The organism is Streptomyces sp. ERV7 (assembly GCF_001653515.1).
Taxonomy (GTDB): Bacteria; Actinomycetota; Actinomycetes; order Streptomycetales; family Streptomycetaceae; genus Streptomyces.
Window position 1 is genome coordinate 1,184,640 of sequence record NZ_LYOY01000051.1, and the last position, 20,898, is coordinate 1,205,537.

20 protein-coding genes are annotated in these 20,898 nt (G+C 74.2%); all 20 read left to right on the forward strand.

Translation table 11 applies throughout. The features are described from left to right. Positions 1 to 97: 97 nt before the first annotated feature. Positions 98 to 232, forward strand: coding sequence for a hypothetical protein (locus A8W25_RS35825; RefSeq protein WP_420708527.1), 135 nt, complete (start codon positions 98 to 100; stop codon positions 230 to 232). Next, positions 229 to 1,041 carry an MlaE family ABC transporter permease gene (locus A8W25_RS28185; protein WP_067166551.1) on the forward strand — a complete coding sequence of 271 codons (813 nt, stop codon included), beginning with the start codon at positions 229 to 231 and terminating at the stop codon, positions 1,039 to 1,041. The genes A8W25_RS35825 and A8W25_RS28185 overlap by 4 nt, the downstream gene beginning before the upstream one ends. Before the next feature lies 1 nt (position 1,042). Next, complete coding sequence (locus A8W25_RS28190; protein WP_079126444.1) at positions 1,043 to 1,912, forward strand: MlaE family ABC transporter permease; 870 nt, start codon at positions 1,043 to 1,045, stop codon at positions 1,910 to 1,912. After that, complete coding sequence (locus A8W25_RS28195; protein WP_079126445.1) at positions 1,909 to 3,222, forward strand: MCE family protein; 1,314 nt, start codon at positions 1,909 to 1,911, stop codon at positions 3,220 to 3,222. The genes A8W25_RS28190 and A8W25_RS28195 overlap by 4 nt, the downstream gene beginning before the upstream one ends. Positions 3,223 to 3,286: 64 nt before the next feature. Next, positions 3,287 to 4,321, forward strand: a complete 1,035-nt coding sequence (locus tag A8W25_RS28200) for an MCE family protein (protein ID WP_067166553.1) — start codon at positions 3,287 to 3,289, stop codon at positions 4,319 to 4,321. Next, positions 4,318 to 5,388: an MCE family protein gene (locus A8W25_RS28205; RefSeq protein WP_234386601.1), complete on the forward strand. Its 1,071-nt coding sequence runs from the start codon at positions 4,318 to 4,320 to the stop codon at positions 5,386 to 5,388. Before A8W25_RS28200 ends, A8W25_RS28205 begins: the two co-directional genes overlap by 4 nt. After that, complete coding sequence (locus A8W25_RS28210) at positions 5,385 to 6,431, forward strand: MCE family protein (protein ID WP_234386602.1); 1,047 nt, start codon at positions 5,385 to 5,387, stop codon at positions 6,429 to 6,431. Before A8W25_RS28205 ends, A8W25_RS28210 begins: the two co-directional genes overlap by 4 nt. Further along, positions 6,428 to 7,570, forward strand: coding sequence for an MlaD family protein (locus A8W25_RS28215; protein ID WP_067166558.1), 1,143 nt, complete (start codon positions 6,428 to 6,430; stop codon positions 7,568 to 7,570). Before A8W25_RS28210 ends, A8W25_RS28215 begins: the two co-directional genes overlap by 4 nt. Next, complete coding sequence (locus A8W25_RS28220) at positions 7,567 to 8,802, forward strand: MCE family protein (protein WP_067166561.1); 1,236 nt, start codon at positions 7,567 to 7,569, stop codon at positions 8,800 to 8,802. Before A8W25_RS28215 ends, A8W25_RS28220 begins: the two co-directional genes overlap by 4 nt. Before the next feature lie 4 nt (positions 8,803 to 8,806). Beyond that, entirely contained in the window at positions 8,807 to 9,310 is a 504-nt protein-coding gene (locus A8W25_RS28225; protein ID WP_067166562.1) for a hypothetical protein, read from the forward strand. Between the two features lie 34 nt (positions 9,311 to 9,344). Beyond that, the gene (locus tag A8W25_RS28230; RefSeq protein ID WP_234386603.1) at positions 9,345 to 9,965 is read left to right on the forward strand and encodes a hypothetical protein; all 621 of its coding nucleotides are present in this window, start codon (positions 9,345 to 9,347) and stop codon (positions 9,963 to 9,965) included. 18 nt (positions 9,966 to 9,983) lie between these two features. Beyond that, a complete protein-coding gene (locus tag A8W25_RS28235; RefSeq protein ID WP_199831845.1) occupies positions 9,984 to 10,580 on the forward strand; it encodes a hypothetical protein in 597 nt (198 codons plus the stop codon). Between the two features lie 13 nt (positions 10,581 to 10,593). Beyond that, positions 10,594 to 11,298, forward strand: a complete 705-nt coding sequence (locus A8W25_RS28240; RefSeq protein ID WP_067166567.1) for a nuclear transport factor 2 family protein — start codon at positions 10,594 to 10,596, stop codon at positions 11,296 to 11,298. A gap of 5 nt (positions 11,299 to 11,303) precedes the next feature. Beyond that, positions 11,304 to 11,888, forward strand: coding sequence for a hypothetical protein (locus A8W25_RS28245; protein ID WP_158942758.1), 585 nt, complete (start codon positions 11,304 to 11,306; stop codon positions 11,886 to 11,888). Continuing rightward, positions 11,878 to 12,597: a DUF5819 family protein gene (locus A8W25_RS28250; RefSeq protein WP_079126446.1), complete on the forward strand. Its 720-nt coding sequence runs from the start codon at positions 11,878 to 11,880 to the stop codon at positions 12,595 to 12,597. The genes A8W25_RS28245 and A8W25_RS28250 overlap by 11 nt, the downstream gene beginning before the upstream one ends. Before the next feature lie 222 nt (positions 12,598 to 12,819). Further along, positions 12,820 to 13,917, forward strand: coding sequence for an SDR family oxidoreductase (locus tag A8W25_RS35650; protein WP_079126447.1), 1,098 nt, complete (start codon positions 12,820 to 12,822; stop codon positions 13,915 to 13,917). Between the two features lies 1 nt (position 13,918). Continuing rightward, positions 13,919 to 18,460 carry a type I polyketide synthase gene (locus tag A8W25_RS28260; protein ID WP_079126448.1) on the forward strand — a complete coding sequence of 1,514 codons (4,542 nt, stop codon included), beginning with the start codon at positions 13,919 to 13,921 and terminating at the stop codon, positions 18,458 to 18,460. Further along, positions 18,457 to 18,840 carry an acyl carrier protein gene (locus tag A8W25_RS28265; protein ID WP_107470807.1) on the forward strand — a complete coding sequence of 128 codons (384 nt, stop codon included), beginning with the start codon at positions 18,457 to 18,459 and terminating at the stop codon, positions 18,838 to 18,840. Before A8W25_RS28260 ends, A8W25_RS28265 begins: the two co-directional genes overlap by 4 nt. Then, positions 18,834 to 19,706, forward strand: a complete 873-nt coding sequence (locus A8W25_RS28270; RefSeq protein ID WP_067166576.1) for an alpha/beta fold hydrolase — start codon at positions 18,834 to 18,836, stop codon at positions 19,704 to 19,706. Before A8W25_RS28265 ends, A8W25_RS28270 begins: the two co-directional genes overlap by 7 nt. Next, on the forward strand, positions 19,703 to 20,884 hold the full coding sequence (locus tag A8W25_RS28275) for a glycosyltransferase (protein ID WP_067166578.1): 1,182 nt from the start codon (positions 19,703 to 19,705) through the stop codon (positions 20,882 to 20,884). Before A8W25_RS28270 ends, A8W25_RS28275 begins: the two co-directional genes overlap by 4 nt. Positions 20,885 to 20,898: the final 14 nt, after the last annotated feature.

The window sequence follows — 20,898 nt, forward strand, 5'->3', positions numbered from 1 at the left end:
CTGTACGGGGGGTGGGGCAGGGCGCGGACTCGCCCCGCAGCTCGAACCCACCCCCGGCCTGCCGGTCCGCCGGGCGGTCCAGCGCCGCCGCGCCCGGGTGCGCACGCTGCTCGACGAGCTCCCGCCCGCCGCCCGCGCGGCCGTCGAGGCCGATCTGAGCCAGGTGCCGCCGGGCGACACGCTCGTACGGACCGGACCCCCGCACACCTATGAGGGCGGGGGGCCGCTGTGAGCGCCCCCACCGGGCCCGTCGCGCCGGTGCCACGGCCGCCGCTGCGCGTCCTGAACCCCCTGCGCGAGACCGGCAGGCTCTTCGCGCTCGGCTGGACCGTCGTACGGCTGACGTTCCGGCGGCCGTTCCAGCTGCGGGAGTTCATCGAGCAGTTCTGGTTCATCGCGAGTGTCACCATCCTGCCCGCGATGCTGGTGACGATCCCCTTCGGCGCGGTCATCGCGCTCCAAGTGGGCTCCCTCATCCAGCAGTTCGGCGCCCAGTCCTTCACCGGGGGCGCGAGCGTCCTGGTCCTCGTCCAGCAGGCCAGCCCGCTGATCGTGTCGCTGCTGATCTCCGGGGTCGCGGGCTCGGCGATCTGCGCGGACCTCGGCGCGCGGACGATCCGCGAGGAGCTGGAGGCCATGGAGGTCATGGGCGTCTCGCCGGTGCAGCGGCTCGTGGTGCCCAGGGTCCTCGCGGTCATGTCGGTCGGGCTGCTGCTCAACGGTCTGGTCTCGGTGGTCGGGACGCTCGGCGGCTACTTCTTCGCCGTGGTCGTGCAGCACGGCACCCCCGGCGCCTACCTCGCCAGTTTCTCCGCCCTCGCCCAGCTCTCCGACCTGCTGATCGGCGAACTCAAGGCGGTGCTCTTCGGGTTCATCGCCGGAGTGGTCGCCGCCTACCGGGGCCTGCACCCCAAGGGCGGGCCGAAGGGCGTGGGGGACGCCGTGAACCAGTCCGTCGTCTTCACCTTCCTGATCCTGTTCTTCGTCAACATGGTGCTGACGGCGCTCTACCTCCAGCTGGTCCCGGCGAAGGGCCTGTGACATGGCACTCCTGGACCGGGCCCGAGGCCGCGCCCGCGGCGACACCGAAGCCGGAGCACGCGAGCCGAGCCGTCTGTTCGCCTGGCTGGACCGGCCCGGCGACGAGCTGCTCTTCTACCTCCGCGCCCTGCTCTGGATCCCGCGCGCGGTCCGCCGCTACCCCAAGGAGGTCCAGCGCGTCCTCGCCGAGGTCTCCTTCGGCACCGGCGGGCTGAGCGTCATCGGCGGCACGGTCGGCGTGATGATCGGCATCACCGTCTTCACCGGCACGGTCGTGGGCCTCCAGGGGTACGCGGCGCTCAGCCAGATCGGCACCGACGCCTTCACCGGGTTCGTCTCCGCGTACTTCAACACCCGCGAGATCGCCCCGCTGGTCGCCGCGCTCTCCCTGTCCACCACGGTGGGCGCCGGGTTCACCGCCCAGCTCGGCGCGATGCGCATCAACGAGGAGATCGACGCCCTGGAGAGCATGGGCGTGCGGTCCATGCCGTATCTGGTCTCGACGCGGATCGTGGCGGGAGCGGTAGCCATCGTCCCGCTGTACGGGATCGGGCTGCTCGGGTCGTTCCTGGCGTCCCGGATGGTCACCGTCCTCTTCAACAACCAGTCCACCGGCACCTACGACCACTACTTCCACCTGTTCCTCGCCCCCACCGACGTGCTGCTCTCCTTCCTCAAGGTGCTGGTCTTCAGCGTCCTGGTGATCATGGCGCACTGCTACTACGGCTACCGCGCCACAGGCGGTCCGGCGGGCGTCGGCGTGGCCGTGGGCCGGTCGGTGCGGACCGCCATCGTGCTGATCAGCGTCACCGACTTCTTCCTCAGCCTGGCGCTGTGGGGCGCCACGACCACGGTGAAGGTGGCGGGATGAGCGCGCCCGTGCGGGAGCGGCCGACAGCCGTCCGGGCGAAGCGGCGCCGGGCGGACACCGTGCTCGCCCGCCGCCGCAGACTGGCCGGGCTCGCCTATCTGCTGCTGCCGGTCCCGCTGGTCTGGCTCTCGCTCGCCTTCTACCACCACGACTTCGAGGACACCGCCAAGGTGGTCGTGGAGGCCGGTTCGGTCGGCAACGAGATGCGCCCGCAGGCCGATGTGAAGCTGCGGGGTGTGGTGATCGGACGGGTCGAGAAGATCGACACCGACGGCGAGACCGCCCGGCTCACCCTCGCCATGAAGCCGGGGCAACTGCGCCGGGTCCCCTCGGACGTATCGGCCCAGCTGCTGCCCACCACGCTCTTCGGCCAGCGGTACGTGGCGCTCGTACCGCCCGCGCGGCCCTCCGCGCGGCCGCTGGTGCCCGGCAGCGTCATCCCGAAGGACCGCAGCCGCAAGGCCGTCGAACTGGAGACGGCGCTCAACCACCTGCTGCCGCTGCTCACCGCCGTACAGCCGCAGAAGCTGTCCGCGACCCTGACGGCCGTCTCGGACGCGCTGCGCGGACGCGGCGACAGGATCGGCGCCTCGATGGCCCAACTCGACGCGTATCTCGGCAAGTTCAACCCCCAGTTGCCCGTCCTCAACCGGGACGTCAAGGAGTTCGTCCGGGTGAGCGAGGGGTACGCGCAGGCGGCGCCCGACATCGTCGACGCGCTCTACGACGCGACCACCACCAGCGCCACGCTCGCCGCCGAGCAGCAGCACCTGGCGGCGGTGTACGCGTCGGTGACCACCTCGTCGAGGGACCTCACCACCTGGATCCGGCAGAACCGGGACAACCTCGTCCGCGTCACGGCCGCGAGCCGCCCCTCCCTCCAGATCTTCGGCCGGTACGCCCCCGCCTTCCCCTGCACCCTGAAGACCCTGGCCGACTTCGTCCCCGCGATGGACCGGGCGCTCGGCAAGGCCACCGACGAGCCGGGGCTGCACGTCGACGTGACGGTGGTCCGGGACCGGGGCGCCTACCGGCCGGGCCACGACACGCCCAGCTACACCGCGACCGGCGGTCCCGCCTGCTACCCGGTCCCGTACGGGGGCGGCCCGGCCTCCCCGGCGTCGTCCCCGGTCTCCGCGCCGCTCGCCACAGTCGGCGGCGGGCTCGGCGTGGCCAACTCGCCCCAGGAGAACACCCTGGTCAACGAGGTGCTCGCGGCCGGGGACAAGCGGACTCCGGACGCGCTGCCCGACTGGTCGAGCGTGCTCGCCGGGCCGGTGCTGCGCGGCGCGGACGTGAGGCTGAGGTGAGCCGGGACATGGCCGAGACGACGCCGCGGGCGAGGACCGGGGCGACCCGGGAGGTGAGGGCGGGGTGAACCGCGCGCCGCTCACCGGGCCGCTGATCAAGTCGGCGATCTTCGTCCTGGTCACCGTGCTGGCCACCACGGTGCTCGCGCTGAGCATCAGCGACACGGGCGTGGGCGACAAGGACACGTACCGGGCCTGGTTCACCGACGCCACCGGGCTCACCGAGGGCGACTCGATCCGGATCGCGGGCGTCAGGGTCGGCCAGGTCGAGTCGGTCGACATCGTCCAACGGCGGTACGCGGAGGTGCGGTTCTCCGTGCGGCGCGGCCGGGTCCTGCCCGCCTCCAGCACCGCCGCGATCAAGTACCTCAACATGGTCGGCCAGCGCTATGTCGCCCTGGAGCGCGGCACCGGCCCGGTCGGGCAGCCGCCGCTGCGGCCCGGCGGGACCATCCCGCTGCGCCGCACCTCGCCCGCGCTCGACCTCACCCAGCTCTTCAACGGCTTCCAGCCGCTCTTCCAGGGGCTCTCCCCGGCCGAGACCAACAAGCTGGCCGGTTCCGTCGTCCAGGTCCTCCAGGGCGAGGGTCCCACGGTGGAGAGCCTGGTCACCACCATCGGCTCGGTCACCAGCACGCTCGCGGCGAAGGACGCGGTGATCGGGTCGGTCGTCGACAACCTCACCACCGTGCTGCGGACGGTCAACACCCGGGAGAGCCGGCTGACCGGCCTCGTCGACACCCTCGACGACCTGGTGGCGGGCCTCGCCGGCGACCGCGAGCCCATCGGGCAGGCGATCAGCTCGCTGGCGGCGCTGACCACCAGCACCGCCGGACTGCTCGACGAGGGCCGGGAGCCGCTGCGCGGCAGTATCGACCAGCTGGGCCGCGTCTCCGCCGGCCTCGCCGACGAGGGGCCGCTGCTCGAACAGTTCCTGCGGCGCACCCCCGCCAAGATGCAGGCCCTCACCCGCCTCGCCTCGTACGGGAGTTGGCTCAACCTGTACCTCTGCGAGGCGAAGGTCACCGGGGTCGCCACCGACGACGGCAGCCCGCCCCCCACCGGCATCACGATCAAGGACCAGAGGTGCCGCCGATGACTCCTGTACGGATGCGTGTACGTGGCCGGCGCCGCCCGAAGCAGGTGCGCAGACCACTGGCCGAGCGGCACCCCGTGGCGATCGCCGTCGTCGGGCTGCTCTCCATGACCCTGGTCGGGCTGCTCGTCTACAACGTCAGGGCGCTGCCGTTCCTCGGCGGCGGCACCCGCTACACCGCCGACTTCAAGGAGTCGGCCGGGCTCCACCCCGGCGACGAGGTCCGTATCGCGGGTGTGAAGGTCGGGGAGGTGAACGCGGTCGGGCTCGACGGGCCCAAGGTGAAGGTGGCGTTCACCGTCAAGGACGCCTGGGTCGGTGACGGCAGCACCGTCGGTATCGCCATCAGGACGCTCCTCGGCTCCAAGTACCTGGCGGTCGACCCGCGCGGCACCGCCGCCCAGAACCCGCACCGGCGCATCCCGATCACCCGCACGACCTCCCCGTACGACGTGCTCGACGCGCTCGACGGGCTGGGCCGAACAGTGGGTGAGCTCGACACGCGGACTCTCGCCAAGAGCTTCGAGACGCTCTCGGCCACGTTCAGGAACACCCCGCCGCACGTGCACAAGGCCGTCACCGGTCTGGCCGATCTGTCGCTGACCATCGCGAGCCGCGACGAGCGGATCACCCGGCTGCTCAAGGGCACCGACCAGGTCACCCGAACCCTGGACGGCAAGAAGGACCGGGTGCGAAGTCTCCTCGTCAACGGCGGTCAGCTGCTGTCCGAGGTCGGCTACCGCAGGGACGCCATCCACGGGCTGCTCACCGGCTCCCGCGATCTGAGCGCCCAGCTCAGCGGGGTCGTCGCGGACAACCGCGGCAGGCTCGGCCCCGCACTCGACTCGCTGGACCGCGTCACGGCGGTCCTCACCAGGAACAAGGCGGGCCTCGACCGGATCCTCGCCCAGGCGGGCCCGTACTACCGGCTGGTCGGCAACACCCTGGGCAACGGCCACTGGATGGACAGCTATCTGTGCGGCCTCGTCCCCAAGACGTATCTGCCCCCGGGCAGCACACCGCCGGACGGCTGTATGCCCCCGAAGCCAGGGAAGGGGAGCGGAAGGTGAGAGCCCTGCGAGTCACCCTGCCCCGGCCGCGCAAGCTCCCTGTGCTCGGCATCGCCCTCGCCCTGCTGGTCGCGGCCACCGTCTCGGCCGTCGCCGTGCGCGTCCTGGGCGACGACGGGGCGCTGCACATCACCGCGTACTTCGACCGGACGGTCGGGGTGCACGAAGGGTCGGACCTGCGCGTCCTGGGCGTACGGGTCGGCAGCGTCGACCGCATCCGCCCCGAGGGCAGACAGGTGCGGGTGCGTCTGAGCGTCGACAAGGGCGTACGGATCCCGCAGCTCGTGCAGGCCGTCGTGGTCGCCCCCAGCGTCGTCTCCGGCCGATTCGTGCAGCTCAGCCCCGCCTACAGCGGCAGCGGACCCACCCTGGCGGACGGCGCGGTCATCCCGCGTGAGCGCACCGCGACCCCGATGGAGGTCGACGAACTGGCCAAGAGCGTCAGCACACTCGTCGACGCGCTCGGCCCCGACGGCGCCAACAGGAAGGGCGCGCTCTCCGACCTCATCGACACCGGCGCCAAGAACCTCAAGGGCAACGGCGACGCCGTCGGCCGTACCGTGCAGCAGCTCGGCGGCGCCGCCAAGGTCCTCGGCGGATCCAGCGCCGACCTGGTCAGGACCGTGCGCCAACTCCAGTCGTTCGTCACCATGCTGAAGGAGAACGACGGCACGGTCCGCACCACCGAACAACAGCTCTCCGACGTCACCACGTTCCTCGCGGGAGAGAAGGACGACCTCGCCGCCGCGCTGCGCCAACTCGGGACCACCCTCGGCCAGGTGAGGACCTTCATCCGCGACAACCGGGGCAAGCTGAAGAAGGACGTCGACCGGCTGGCCACGCTCACCCAGTCGCTCGTCGACCAACGCGCCTCCCTGGGCGAGGCGTTGGACACGCTGCCGCTCGCCGCGTCCAACCTGGAGAACGCCTACGACCCGGCGACCCGCACCATCGACGGCCGCGCCGACCTCAACGAGCTCGGTCTGCTGCCGCTGCCCGCCGTCGGGACGTACGGGCAGCGCGCGCCGGGGGCCGGGCGATGAGGCGCGGCGCCGCCCGGGCCGGGCTCGCGCTGTGCGCGGCGGCCGTCGTCACCGGTCTCGCGCTGGTGCCGGGCGTCGGGCTGCCCTCGTTCCACGGCATCGAGGACCTGCCGCTGCCCGGCGGCGCCGACCTCGGCAGCCATCCGTACCGCGTCACCGCGGTCTTCAAGGACGTCACCAGCCTGTTCCCGCAGTCCTCGGTCAAGGTCAACGACGTCGTGGTGGGCCGCGTCGAGAAGATCACGGTCGGCGGGGACGACTGGCTGGCCCGGGTGACCATGAAGGTCAACGGCAAGGTGCGGCTGCCCTCCGACGCCTACGCCAACCTGGAGCAGTCCAGCCTGCTCGGCGAGAAGTACGTGCAGCTCGTCGCGCCCAAGGACCTCGCTCCGCGCCCGGACCTCAACGACGACTCGGGGCTACGGAACGCCACCGCGCGCGAGGTCGCGCCACTCGCGGACGGCGCGGTGATCCCACCGGCGCGCACCAACCGCAACGCGGAGGTCGAGGAGGTCTTCGGCGCGCTGTCGATGCTGCTCAACGGCGGCGGGGTGCAGCAGATCAACACCATCACGCGCGAACTGAACCGCGCCCTCGACGGCCGGCAGTCCACCGCACGTTCCGTCCTCACCCGGATCGGCACCTTCGCCAAGGACCTCGACGCGCACCGCGGCGACCTCACGGACGCGCTCGGCGCCCTCGACCGGCTGTCGTCCACCGTGGCCGGCCGGGACGCCGAGGTCGGCGCGGTACTGGACCGGCTGGGCCCCGGCCTCAAGGTGCTCCGGGACCAGCGGGGCTCGCTCGTCACCATGCTCAGGTCCCTGGACACGCTCTCCACGGCGGCCGTCGGCACGGTCGACCGCACCAGGGCCGACATCGTGGCCGATCTGAAGGCGCTCGCGCCCACGCTGAAGGGCCTGGCCGACGCGGGCCGGAACCTGCCCGCCTCGCTCCAGGTCCTGATGACGTACCCGTTCACCGACGAGGTGCTGAGCGGCGTCAAGGGCGACTACCTGAACGTCTATCTCAAGGTCGCCGCCGCCCCCGGCACCGTGGTCCTCCCCGCGCACGGCACACCCGCACCGGCCGGGGGCGCGCTGCCGCTGCCGTCGGTCGGGGAAGGCGGCGCCCGATGATCACCCTCGGCACGCACCTCAAGAACCTCGCCTTCCTGCTGCTCGGCGCGCTGGTGCTCGGCCACATCGCGGTGACGTACGCGGACCTGGGCCGCTTCGTCGGCGCGCCGGGCTCGTACACCGTACGCGTCCAACTGGCCGAGACCGGCGGCCTGTTCACCGGATCCGACGTCACCTACCGGGGGGTCGACGTCGGCCGGGTCCGCGGTATCGCGCTGACCCGTGACGGGGTGGAGGCGCGCCTGGCCATCGACGACGGCACCCCGCCGATCCCCGCCGACCTGGACGCCAAGGTGGCCGGTCTCTCGGCCGTGGGCGAGCAGTACCTCGACCTCGCGCCCCGCACCGACCGGGGGCCCTACCTCCGCGACGGCGACACCGTCGCGCGCGAGAACACCAGCACGCCCGCCCCGATCACCCGCCTCCTCACCGGCGTCGACTCCCTCGCGGCGTCGGTGCCGACGGACGAGCTGCGCACGGCCGTCGACGAGCTCGGCAGGGCCTTCGCCAACCAGGGCACCAACCTCCAGGTGCTCCTGGACGCGGGCAGCCAGTTCCTCAACGCCGCCGACCGGGCACTGCCCGCCACCACCGAACTGCTCACCGACGGGGAGACCGTGCTCAGGACCCAGGCCGACAGCACCCGCGCCCTCACCTCCTTCGCCACCGGGGCCCGACAGCTCGCCCGCCGGCTCCGGGACTCCGACTCCGACCTGCGCCGGGTCATCGACGAAACCCCGGGCACCGCGGACGAGTTCACCGCCCTGCTGCGTGACACCGGCCCCGGTCTGAGCGTGCTGCTCGCCAATCTGACCACCACCTCGGAGCTCCTGGTCACCCGGCAGCACGGCACCGAGGAGCTGATGGTGCGGCTGCCCCGGGTGGCCGCCGCGGGCTCCACCGCCGTCGGGCCGGGCGGGGTGGACTTCGGCATGGTCACCACCTTCTTCAAGCCCCTGCCCTGTACGACGGGCTACGAGGGCACCCGCTACCGCGACGGCCTCGACACCTCCGGGAGCCCGCGGGCGAACACCGCCGCCCGCTGCACCGCCCCGGCCGCCGGCGGCCAGAACGTCCGCGGCTCGGGCAACGCGCCCAGAGGCCCGCTGCCCACCCCGGCCGTGCCGGGCTCGCTGTCCGGCTCGGGCAGGGGAGTCGGCGTGCTGGGCGCGCCCTCCGTACCGCCGCGGAGCCCCACGGGCCTCGCCGGGCTGCTGGGACTGGGGGAGTGAGGCCATGAGGCGCCGGCAACTGGTTCTGGCCCTGGGGCTCGTGTTCGCCCTGGCCCTGTGCGGGGTGTCCGGGTGGTCGTACGCACGCGCCCGGGGCGACGGCGATCTGGCGTACGCGCACAGCCGTGACGCGGCGCTCGCCGACGGGCGCCGCCACCTCGCCCGGCTGAACTCCCTCGATGCCCGCGACGTCGACAAGGGCCTGGCCGCCTGGCTCGACGCGACCACCGGACCGCTCGGCGACGAACTGCGCACGACCCGCGACAAGAGCGCCCGGATCCTCAAGGAGCAGGGCACCACCACCCGCGCCGAGGTCACCGACGCGGCCCTCACCGAACTCGACGACCGGTCCGGCACGGCCCGGCTCATCGCCACCGTACGGATCGAGGCCCAGCCGCGCACCGGAGGGCCGACCACCGACCGCAAACGCTTCGAGGCGGGCCTCACCCGCACCGGCGGTGGCTGGAAGCTCGCCTCCCTGACCGCCGTCGCGGTCGGGACGGGCTGAGACGGGCCGAGACGGGCCGAGGGGAAGGGACGCGATGACCACGACCGAGGACCCGACGACCATGACCGACGAGCAGATGGCCACCACGGACGAGTCGATGACCACGATCGACGAGCCTGCCGCCACGGCCCGGGCCGCCGAGGCACCGGTCGCCCGCAGCGGGCCGCGCCGCCTGTCGCTGCCGCTGCTCATCGTGGCCCTGGTGGTGGCGAGCGGCGTCCTGCTGCTGCTCGCCGCCCAGTCGAGGCACTCCCCGGCCGCCGCCGACCGCGCCCTGACCGACCGCGCGGCGACCGACGAGGTCCTTGACGAGGTGGGGACGGCGGTGAGCCGTGTCTTCAGCTACGACCCGAAGACCCTGGCCCGCACCCGCGACGGCGCCCGCGCGTTGCTGCGGGGAGAGGCGGCGAAGGAGTACGACGCGCTCTTCGGGCAGGTCCAACTGCGCGTAACGGAACAGCAGTTGACGCTCACGACCACGGTCGCCCGCGCCGGGGTCACCCGGCTCACGGCCACCCGCGCCGAGCTGCTGCTCTTCCTCGACCAGACCAGTGTGCGGCGCGGCGGCCGACGGACCACGGTGGCCGCGCAGCTCTCGGTGTCCGCCGGGCGCGATGGCGGGCACTGGCGGATCACAGCGATCAAGGCCCGTTAGGGCGGGAGGGGAGGTGCCATGGCACGGAGGGCATCGGTGGCGCGCAGACGGCCGTCACCGACCGCGACGACCGGGCTCGCGGCCGCGCTGGCCTGCGCGTTCGCCGTGTGGACGGGCGGTTCCTGGTACGCGGTGGCGCACGACGAGCGGGGGGCGTTCGCCCGTACCAGGGACGAGGTGCTCCAGGCCGGAGAGCAGGGCGTGCAGAACATGAACACCCTCGACCACGGCGATCTGGCGCACGGCCTCGACCTCTGGGAGGAGTCGGCCACCGGCGACCTGCTGAAGGAACTCAGGGACAGCAGGAAGCAGTTCGAGCAGCAGGTCGCGAGCGCCGGGACCACGACCACCGCCAAGGTGCTCTCCGGCGCGGTCACCGAACTCGACGAACGGGCGGGCCGGGCACGGGTGATGGTCGCGACGCGTATCACGGTGGTCGCGGCGGACCACCGGAGCAGCACCAAGGACAGCCGGATGCTCGGCGAACTCACCCGCACCCCGGAGGGCTGGAAGCTCAGCGGCCTCGGCCAGGCACCCGTCGGCGACGCCGGTCCCGCCCCTTCGCCCGCCGGTACGCCCACTCCCGCCGCTACGCCCACTCCCAGCGGCAGCTGACCCGGAGGCCCCGATGCCGACCACCCGCCACCTCGTCAACCGGCAGCGCCGACTGGCCGCGGCCCGCCCGCCCTCCGCACGGCCGGCCGACCCCGAGCCGCGCCGGGCGCCCGCGCTCCGCCACGCCGCACCCACCGCCCGCCGGAAGCGGGCGACCCGGCAGGGCCGAAGCCGGTTCCTGCCCTGGCCGGCCGCGCTCGCCGCCCTGACCGTCCTGCTCGCCGCGTTCTCCGTGCTCGCTCACGTCCAGGGCGGACACGGACACAAGGACGGAGCCGGGCGCAACACGGCACTGGCCGACACCGCCCGTACCAGCGAGGTGAAGGGCGCCGTGGAGGAGGCCGTGCGCGGGATCTTCTCGTACGACCACACCGACCCCGCAAGGACCGATGCGGCGGCCGCGCGCCGGCTCACCGGCGCGGCCGTCGGCCAGTACCGGAGCCTGATGGGGCAGGTCCGCGAGCAGGGGCCGCGGCAGAAGCTCGTGCTGACCACCACCGTCACGGACAGCGGCGTCGAGGTCGTCGACGGGGACCGGGCCCGCGTCCTGGTCTTCGCGGACCAGAGCAGCACCCGTACCGGCAAGGGCGGCGGCACCACCGTCGCCGCCGCGATGTTCGCCGTCGACGCGGTCCGCCAGGGCGGCATCTGGCGGATCGCCGCCCTCGACACCTTCCAGCGCGCGCCGGGCGCCGCGACCGACCAGGGCAAGGAGTGAGAGCCGTGATTCCTCGACAAGTGGGCCGGGCGGCGGCGCACCTCGCGCTGCTCGCCGCCGTCGGCCTCGCGGCCACCGCGTGCGGCTCCTCGGCGCAGCCGCCGCCCGAGGTGGACTGGGCGGGCGGGGTCTGCGCGCACCTCGCCGACAGCGGCGCCGGACTCGCGGTGCCCACGGTCGACCGGACGCGGCCGGTGCGGGCCAAGGGCCAGCTGGTCACCTTCCTCACCGCGCTCTCCGAGCGGCTCGGGTCGCTGCGCGCGGACATGCAGAAGGACGGGGCGCCGCCGGTCGACGGCGGCGCGGCCGCGTTCGGCACGGCCCTCGCCCATCTCGACAAGGCCCGTACGTCGGTGGGCGACGCGGTCGCCACGCTCTCCCGGGCCCGGGTCACGGACGAGGAGTCGCTGAAGTCGGCGCTGGACGCGGCGGGTTCGTCCCTCAAGGAGGTGGGCGCGTACAAGGGCCCCGCCGACGACCTGCGGGCCGACCCCCAGCTGAGGAAGGCGTTCGACGACAACCCGGACTGCGCCCAGGCGATCTCGGCGGCCGGCGCCGGGGCCGGACAGGGGACGCGCGATGGATCCTGAACGCGACCGGCCCGAAGCCGACGGTCGGGACGCCGACCGTCCTGACGCCGACCGTCCTGGAGCCGACCGCCGCGACAGCCTGCGGGACCTTTCGCCGGGGCAGCGTCTCGCCGTCCTCGCCGCTGCGTCCGCCGTCGCGCTCGGCCTGCTCGTCCACACCGGCGCGACCTTCCTGCACCTCGCCCCGCGCAACGCGGCCACCGACGCCGTCGGTGACACGGTCAACTCCTATATGGCGCCCGAGTTCGCACAGAGCTGGCAGCTCTTCGCGCCCGACATCACCCGGACCATGACGGCGGTCGGCGCCCGCGTCGAACTCCGCGCCGCGGACGGCACGACCCGGACCGGACCCTGGCGGGATCTCACCGCGCAGGACCTGGCCGAGCTGCGCGGCAACCCGCTGCCGAGCCGCGTCCGCCAGCAACTCGCCACCGCCTGGACGACGATGCTCGCCTCGCACGACGCCGAACAGCGGCCGGTCGGCCCGGCCGGTCTCGACAGCGAGCAGTACCTCAAGCGCCTCGCCCTGTCCCGGATGCCCACCACCCCGCACGGCGTACGTATCGAACGCATCCAGTTCCGCTCGACCGACACCACGGTCCCGCCCCCGCCGTGGAAGGCGCGCGGCACCCGCACCGCGCCGGTGGCGCGCCTCTACCCCTGGTGGCCGGTGGGCGCGGCCGACTTCGCGGAGGGGCGTACGTCATGAAGCCGCAACCAGCCGGAGAGAGAGCCGAGTCGACGCTCGACCGGGCGCTCGCGCGGGCGTGCGACGTGCGCGTCTGGGCCCATCAGAGCGCGGCCGTACGGATCGGGATGGCCGGGGCCTGGCTGCTCCTGCTCGTCCACGAGTTCTGGCGGCGTGAGCGGATCTGGGGGCCGGACGCCCCCTGGAGCTGGCGGCTCGCGGAGCACTCGCTGGAGCGGAGCCATGCGTTCAGCGTGCTGCGCTGGTCCGGCGGCGAGCTGTGGTTCGAGGTGTTCTACGTGCTCTCGGCGGCCGTCGCGGTGGCGCTCCTGCTCGGCTGGCGCACCCGGACGGCCTCGCTGCTGTTCCTCGTCAGCGTCCTCTCCCTCGACCACCGCAACGAGAACGTGCTCAACGCGGGTGACACGATCTTCCGCATCACCGCCGTCTACCTCGTCTTCACCCGGTGCGCCCAGGTGTGGTCGCTGGACGCGCGCCGACGCGGACGCGCCCCGGGCACGGGTGACCGCTCGGGCGTGCTGCTGTGGTCCGTCTGCGGCCTCGTCCTCGCCTGGGCGACACTCCTGGCGCTGCTCACCGGCGGCTGGGCGCTGCTGCTGTGGGGCTGCTGGGCGGGCCAGGGGGTGTGGCGCGGGGTGCGCGCTGCGGGCGCTGCTCGCCGCCCGGGGGGACCTGGCCCCCGCCGCGATCGAGCGCGAGGTCAGGAACGTCCTCGCGGGCCGCGAAGTCACCCACACGCTCGACCGGTTGGAGCGGCTGGGCAGCCCCGCCGCGTACCGCGTCGCCGACATGTGCGACGGCGCGGCCGTGGCCCAGGCCGTCAAGGAGATCCAGGCGGAGCACGGGCGCATCGACGTGGTGGTGTACGCGGCGGGCGTGATCGAGGACCGGCTCATCGAGGAGAAGGATCCCGAGTCGTTCCGGCGGGTGTACGCGACGAAGGTGGACGGCGCCCGCGCGCTGCTCGACGCCGCGTCCCAGCTCCCGCACGGTCCCCGCACGGCGGTGCTGTTCGGCAGCGTCTCCGCCGTGCTCGGCAACCGGGGGCAGGGCGACTACGCCGCCGCCAACGACGCGCTCGCGGGCCTCGGCGAGCGGTGGGCGCGGCGCACCGGCCGCCGGGCGCTGACGGTGCACTGGGGGCCCTGGGCGCCCTCGGCGGAGCACGGCGGGATGGTCACCCCGCACCTCGCCCGCGAGTACGCCCGGCGAGGGGTGGAGCTCATCGACCGCGAGGAGGGGGCGCTCGCCCTGTTGCGGGAGCTGGCCTGGGGCGACGCGTCCGCCACGTCCGTCGTCTACACGGCATCGGGCTGGTGACATGGCCGACGGGAAGCCGACCGCAGGGAATGTGCGTGCTCGTCAGGTGCCGGTGGCCATCGTCGGCATGGCCGTCCTGCTGCCCGGCGCCGAGGACCTGGACGCGTACTGGCGCAACCTCGTCGACGGTGTGGACGCCGTACGGGAGGTGCCCGAGGGGCGCTGGGACCCGGTGTACTACCGGCCCGGGGACCCGGGCGGCGCCGCCGACCGGATCTACTGCCGGCGCGGCGGCTTCGTGGACGGCCTGGCCGAGGTCGACGCCGCCCGCTTCGGCATCATGCCCGGCTCGGTCGCGGGCACCGAGCCCGACCAGCTCATCGCGCTCTCGGTCGCGGCCCGGGCGATCGCGGACGCGGGCGGCGAGGAGCGGCTGCCCGAGCGCGGCCGGGTCGGGGTGGTCCTCGGCCGGGGCGGCTACCTCAACCCGGGCCTGGTCCGCCTCGACCAACGGGTGCGCACCGCCCACCAGTTGACCCGCACCCTGGGCGAACTGCTGCCGCACCTCGCCCCGGACCAGCTCGACCGGGTGCGGGACGCCTTCACCGAAACGCTGGGGCCCGAGCACCCGGAGTCCGCCATCGGGCTCGTCCCCAACCTGGCGGCGTCCCGGATCGCCAACCGCCTCGACCTGCGGGGCCCGGCGTACACGGTGGACGCGGCCTGCGCGTCCTCGCTGATCGCGGTCGACCAGGCGGTGGGCGAACTGGCCTCGGGCCGCTGCGACCTGATGCTCGCGGGCGGGGTCCACCACTGCCACGACATCACCCTGTGGAGCGTCTTCGCCCAGTTGCGCGCCCTCTCGCCGAGCCAGCGCAGCCGCCCCTTCCACGCGGCGGCCGACGGCATCCTCATCGGCGAGGGCACGGGCGTCGTCGTCCTCAAGCGCCTCGCGGACGCCGAACGCGACGGCGACCGGGTGTACGCGGTGATCCGGGGCACCGGCGTGGCGGGCGACGGCCGCGCCGCCGGGCTGATGAACCCCGACCCGGGCGGCCAGACCCGCGCGGTCCGCCAGGCCTGGCGGGCGGCGGGTCTCGATCCGCGCGCCCCCGACTCCCTCGGCCTCCTGGAGGCGCACGGCACCGGCACCCCGGCGGGCGACGCGGCCGAACTGGCCACGCTGACCGAGGTGTTCGGGTCGGGCGCGGACGGCGCCGCCGCACCCGTCGTCGGCTCGGTGAAGTCGATGATCGGCCACTGCATGCCCGCGGCGGGCGTCGCCGGCCTGGTGAAGGCGGCCCTCGCCGTGCACCACGCGACGCTGCTGCCGACCCTGCACTGCGAGGACCCGCACCCCGCCCTCGCCCGCACCCGGTTCCGCCCGGCGGCCCTCGCCCGCCCCTGGGAGGGGCCCCTGCGCCGGGCCGCCGTCAACGCGTTCGGGTTCGGCGGGATCAACGCCCATGTGGTCCTGGAGCAGGCGCCGGGAGCCGCGCCCGCCCCGCGCCGGGCGGCCGTGCGCGAGCCGGAGCGGGTGCTGCGCCTGAGCGCCGACACGCCGGAGGACCTGGCACGGCTCCTGGACACGGACGACGCGGCGGTACGGGCGCGGGGTACTGCCTCGTACGCTCCGAGTGCCGCCACCTCGTACGCGCCGGGCACACCCGCCTCGTACGGCTCAGGTGCCCCCGCCGCCCGGCTGGGCATCGTCGACCCGACGGCCAAACGGCTGGCGCTCGCTCGTCGCGCGGTGGCCCAGGGGCGCCCGTGGCGCGGCCGCGGCGATGTGTGGTTCGCCCCGCGCCCGCTGCTCGGGGAGGCGGGCGGGGGCAAGGTGGCGTTCGTCTTCCCCGGCCTTGAGGCCGAGTTCGCGCCCCGGGTGGACGAGGTGGCCGAGCACTACGGGCTGCGGCTGCCCGGCCGTGCGTACACCGACGCGACCGACGTCGCCCGGCACGGGCTCGGCGTGCTGCGCGTCGGCCGGGTCCTCGACGAGGCCCTGCGCACGCTCGGCGTCCGGCCCGACGGGGTGGCCGGGCACAGCGTGGGGGAGTGGAGCGCGATGATCGCGGGCGGGATGTTCGCGGCCGACAGGGCGGACGACTTCTTCGCCTCCGTCGACCCCGACTCGCTCCGGGTGCCCGGCCTGGTGTTCGCGGCGATCGGCGCACCGGCGGCCCGGGTGAGCGAAGTGCTCGCGGACTGGCCCGGCCTCGTCCTCTCGCACGACAACTCGCCCGGCCAGTCCATGGTGTGCGGCCCGGAGCGGCCGGTCGAGGAGTTCGCCGCGAAGCTGCGGGCCGAGCGCGTGATCTGCCAGGTGCTCCCGTTCCGCTCCGGCTTCCACACCCCGATGCTCGCCCCGTATCTGGGCCCCATGAGGCGGGGCGTGGACGCGGCGGAGATCCTGCCACAGCGGATCCCGGTCTGGTCCGGCACCACGGCGGCCCCCTTCCCGGCCGAACCCGACGAGGTCCGCGCCCTGTTCGTCCGCCACCTCCTGGAGCCGGTACGGTTCCGGCCGCTCGTCGACGCCCTGTACGCGGCGGGCTTCCGCGCCTTCGTCCAGGTGGGAACCGGCCGTCTGACCTCGCTGATCGACGACACCCTCAAGACGCGCGACCACCTCGCCCTCTCCGCCAACTCGCCCCGGCGCGGCGGACTCGCGCAGCTGCTGCGGGTCGAGACGGGGCTGTGGGCGGAGGGGTACGCGCCGGCGCCCGCCCGGCCGCGCGTCCCCGCCGCTTCCCTGGCCCGGCCGCGTTCCTCCGCCGCCCCGGTCCCCCTCGACCTCGGAGCCGCGCTGGTCCCCCTCGACCCGCACCGCCTGGACGAGTTACGCGCCGAGCTGCGCCCCCGTACCGGAGGAGCTGCCGAACATCCCAGGTCGGCAGGCGTGTTGGGGGAGGCGGTCACCCGGCGCCACCCCGTCGCCGCCGAGCTCGACGCGCTGCTGCGGGAGACGGCGGACAGCGTCACGGCCGTACTGGAGGCGGCGGGCGCGGTGGAGACCGCGAAGGCCCCGCCGGGCGCGGCCGCACCGGAGACGGGCACCCCGCCCCCCGAGCACCGCACCCGGCTCCGCGTCTCCACCAGCGACATGCCTTACCTGCTCGACCACTGCTTCTTCCCGCAGCGGCCCGGCTGGCCCGAGCCCGCCGACCGGCATCCGGTCGTCCCCGCCACCACCGTGCTGCACCATCTGATGGCCGCCGCCGAGCGGGCCGCGCCGGGGCAGCGGGCCGTCGCCGTCCATGACGTGCGGCTGGAGAGGTGGGTCAACGCCATCCCGGCCGTGGACGTGACGATCACCGCCGCGCCGCAGGGACCCGGCCGGTGGGCCGTCACCTTCGAGCCGTACGCCCGCGCGAGCGTCGAGCTCGCTCCGGCCTATCCGGACCCGGCGCCCGCGCCACCGCTCGACGCGGCCGACGAGCGCCCGCCCGACCTCCTCGCGGCCCAGTTGTACGAGGACCGGTGGATGTTCCACGGGCCCGCCTTCCAGGGCGTCACCGCGTTGTCGGGGATCGGCCCCGGCCACGTCCGGGGCACGATCACCACGCCGCCCGCGCCGGGCGCGCTCCTCGACAACGTGGGCCAACTCCTCGGCTACTGGCTGATGTCGACCCACCCCACCAGGACCGTGATCTTCCCCGTGGCCCTGGCGCAGGCCCGCTTCTTCGGGCCGCCCCCGCCCACCGGCACCCCCGTCGACTGCCATGCCGTCATCACCTCGCTCACCGACGACACCCTCCTCGCCGACGTCCGGCTCACCCTGCCCGACGGGACGGTGTGGGCGGAGCTCTCCGGCTGGCGCGACCGCCGGTTCTCCGGGCTCGACGCGCGCAGGTCCGGCGGATACCCGGAGCACCTGGCGCTCGCCCAGGCGCAGCCCGGCGGCTGGTGCCTGCTGCGGGACGCGTGGCCGGATCCGGCGTCCCGCGATCTGCTGATGCGGATGCAACTGGGCCGCGCCGAGCGGGAGGCGTACGAGGCGCGGCCGCCGCGCGGCCGGCGGCAGTGGCTGCTCGGCCGGATCGCCGCCAAGGACGCGGTACGGCGGTGGCTGTGGGAGCGCGGCGAGGGTGCGGTGTTCCCGGCCGAGATCGAGATCGTGAACGAGGAGTCGGGGCGGCCGAGGGCCGTGGGGACGTACGGCCGTGCGCTCCCGGCGCTGGACCTCTCCCTCGCCCACCGGGGCGACCTGGCGGTCGCACTCGTACGCCCGGCCGCACCGGACCCGTATCCGAGTGGCGTCGGTATCGACGTCGAGGAGATCGCGGACCGCACCCCCGGGACTCACCGCGTAGCGCTCGGCCCCCGCGAACTCGCCCTCCTCGCCGCGCTCGTCGCCGGGGGCGGGGAGTCCGAGGCGCTGTGGTTCACCCGGTTCTGGGCGGCCAAGGAGGCCGCCGCCAAGGCGGAGGGCACCGGGTTCGGCGGGCGCCCGCACGCCTTCGAGGTGACCGAGGCGGCCCCCGACGCCCTCACCGTCACGGTCGACGGCCGCCGCCACCACGTCCGTTGCGCCCTCGTCACCCACACCCATGTCGTGGCCTGGACCACGTCTGCGCCGCCCCCCAAGGAGAGTGCTCAGTGACCACCAGCGAACGGCCGCCCGGCCCCGCCCCGCTCGCACCGCCCGACGAGGAGACCGTCACGACAGAGACCAGGGCCCTGGAGGAGACCGTCCTGGCCGAGATCGTCCAGCTGATCGTGACCGTGCTCGGGGACTACGCCCCCGACCCCGCCGAGATCCGCCCCGACACCCTCTTCGGGGACGACCTGGAGCTGGAGAGCATCGACCTCGTCATGCTCTCCGGGCATCTGGAGGAGTGGTACGGAGAGCGGGTCAACTTCGCGGAGTTCGTCGCCCATCTGGAGATCGACGAGATCATCGCGCTCACCGTCGGACAGCTCGTCGCGCATGTGGTGCGGTGCCTGGGCGAGACCCCCGGACCGGGAGCCGCGCGATGGTGATGATCCGTGCCAACGGGCTCGGGCTGCACGTCCAGCGGCTGACCCCCAGGAACAAACGGCCCTGTGGAACGGCCGTGTTCATCCACGGCGCCTTCATCGACAGCCTCGCCAGCTACTACTTCACCCTCGGCCCGGTCTTCGCCGCCGCCGGATACGACGCCGTCATGTACGACCTGCGCGGACACGGCCGCAGCGAACGCCCGCCGTCCGGCTACACCCTGGAGCACTTCACCGCCGACCTGGACGCCCTCCTCGACGAGCTGGACATCGAAGGACCGGTCCACCTCGTGGGCAACTCCTTCGGCGGCACGGTCGCGCTCGACTACGTCGTCCACCGGCCCGAGCGCGTCGCCACCGTCACCGTGATCGAGTCGGGGCCCGCCAGCCGCAGCTGGTCGGACACCATGTCGGCGGCGCTGCGGCACGCCGGGGACATGGCGGAGGACGACGCGCTGCTCTGGTTCACCGAGCAGTACGGCACGCTCTCCTCGACCCGGACCGGCGACACCCGCCACGACGCCCACATCCGCCGGCTCGGCCAGGCGGCGGGACGCCTGGTGCGGTCCACCACCATCGCCGAGGACATCCCCGGCGGCCGGGTCCTCACCGACGAGCAGCTCGGCCGGGTGCGCTGCCCGGTGCTGCTGATCAACGGCCAGGAGGGCCTGGTGGCGGCCGAGGCCGCCCGGCTGCGGTCGCTGCTGCCCCGCTGCCGGGTCGCGGTGGTGCCGGGGCAGAAGCACTCGGTCCTCGTGGAGGCGTCCGACGCCGTGGGGGAGCTGGCCCTCAGCTGGATCCGCGACCATACGAGCGCCCTGCCCGAGCACGCCGCCTCCCGCCCGGGCGAACCGGGTCCCGCCCGGTGAGCCGCTTCCTGTTCGTGGTGCCGCCGCTGACCGGCCACATCAACCCGGCCGCGGCGGTCGCCGCCGAACTGGCCGCCCGGGGCCACGAGGTGGCGTGGGCGGGCCGCCCGGAGGTCGTCGGGCGGCTGGCGGGGGAGCGGCCCCGGGTGTACGAGTGCGCCGGTCCCGACGGCATCGGCGGACGGCCGCCCGAGCTGCGCGGGGTCGCCGCCCTGAAGTTCCTCTGGGAGCGGTTCCTCGGCCCGCTCGCCGAGGCCATGGCGCCCGGGGTGGCGGCGGCGGTCACCGCCTTCCGGCCGGACGTGGTGGTGGCCGACCAGCAGACCGTGGCGGGCGCCCTGGTGGCGGAGCGGCTCGGGGTGCCCTTCGCGACCTCGTCGACCACATCGGCCGAACTCACCGACAGCATGGCCGGGATGCCGGGCGTGGACAGCTGGCTCACCGGGCTGCTCCGGGAGCTGCGCCGGCGCATCGGCGACCCGGCCGCCACCCATGACCCGCGCTTCTCGCCGTCGCTGACCCTCGCCTTCACCACCCCCGAGCTGACCGGCCCGTACACCACCCCGCAGACGGAGCTGCGGTTCGTCGGACCGGCGCTGGCCGCCCGGCGCTCCGACTCCGGGGACTTCCCCTGGCAGTGGCTCGACCTGGCGCCGGGGACGCCGGCGGTCCTGATCACGCTGGGTACGGCGAACACCGACGCGGGCGGCCGCTTCCTCGCCGAGAGCGTCGCGGCGGTCCGCGCCCGCGCCGGGCGGCTGCGGGCGGTGGTCGGCGATCCGGGCGGGCTGCTCGGGGCGGTGCCACCGGGGCCCGATGTGCTCGTCAGGGCCCAGCTGCCGCAAGTGGCCCTGCTGGAGCGGATGTCGGCGGTCCTCTGCCACGCGGGGCACAACACCGTCACCGAGGCGCTGTGGCACGGGGTGCCGCTGGTGGTCGCACCGATCCGGGACGACCAGCCGGTCGTGGCGGCCCAGGTGGTGGGCGCCGGGGCCGGGGTGCGGGTGAAGTTCGCGCGGGCCGGGCGCGAGCAGATCGGCGCGGCCCTGGACGCGGTGGTGACCGGTCCTGGCCACCGGGACGCGGCCCGGCGTGTCCGGGACGCCTTCCGCGCCGCGGGCGGCGAGTCGGCCGCCGCCGCACACCTGGAGAAGCTCGCCGCCGCGGGACACCCCTGACAGAGCCCCACAGA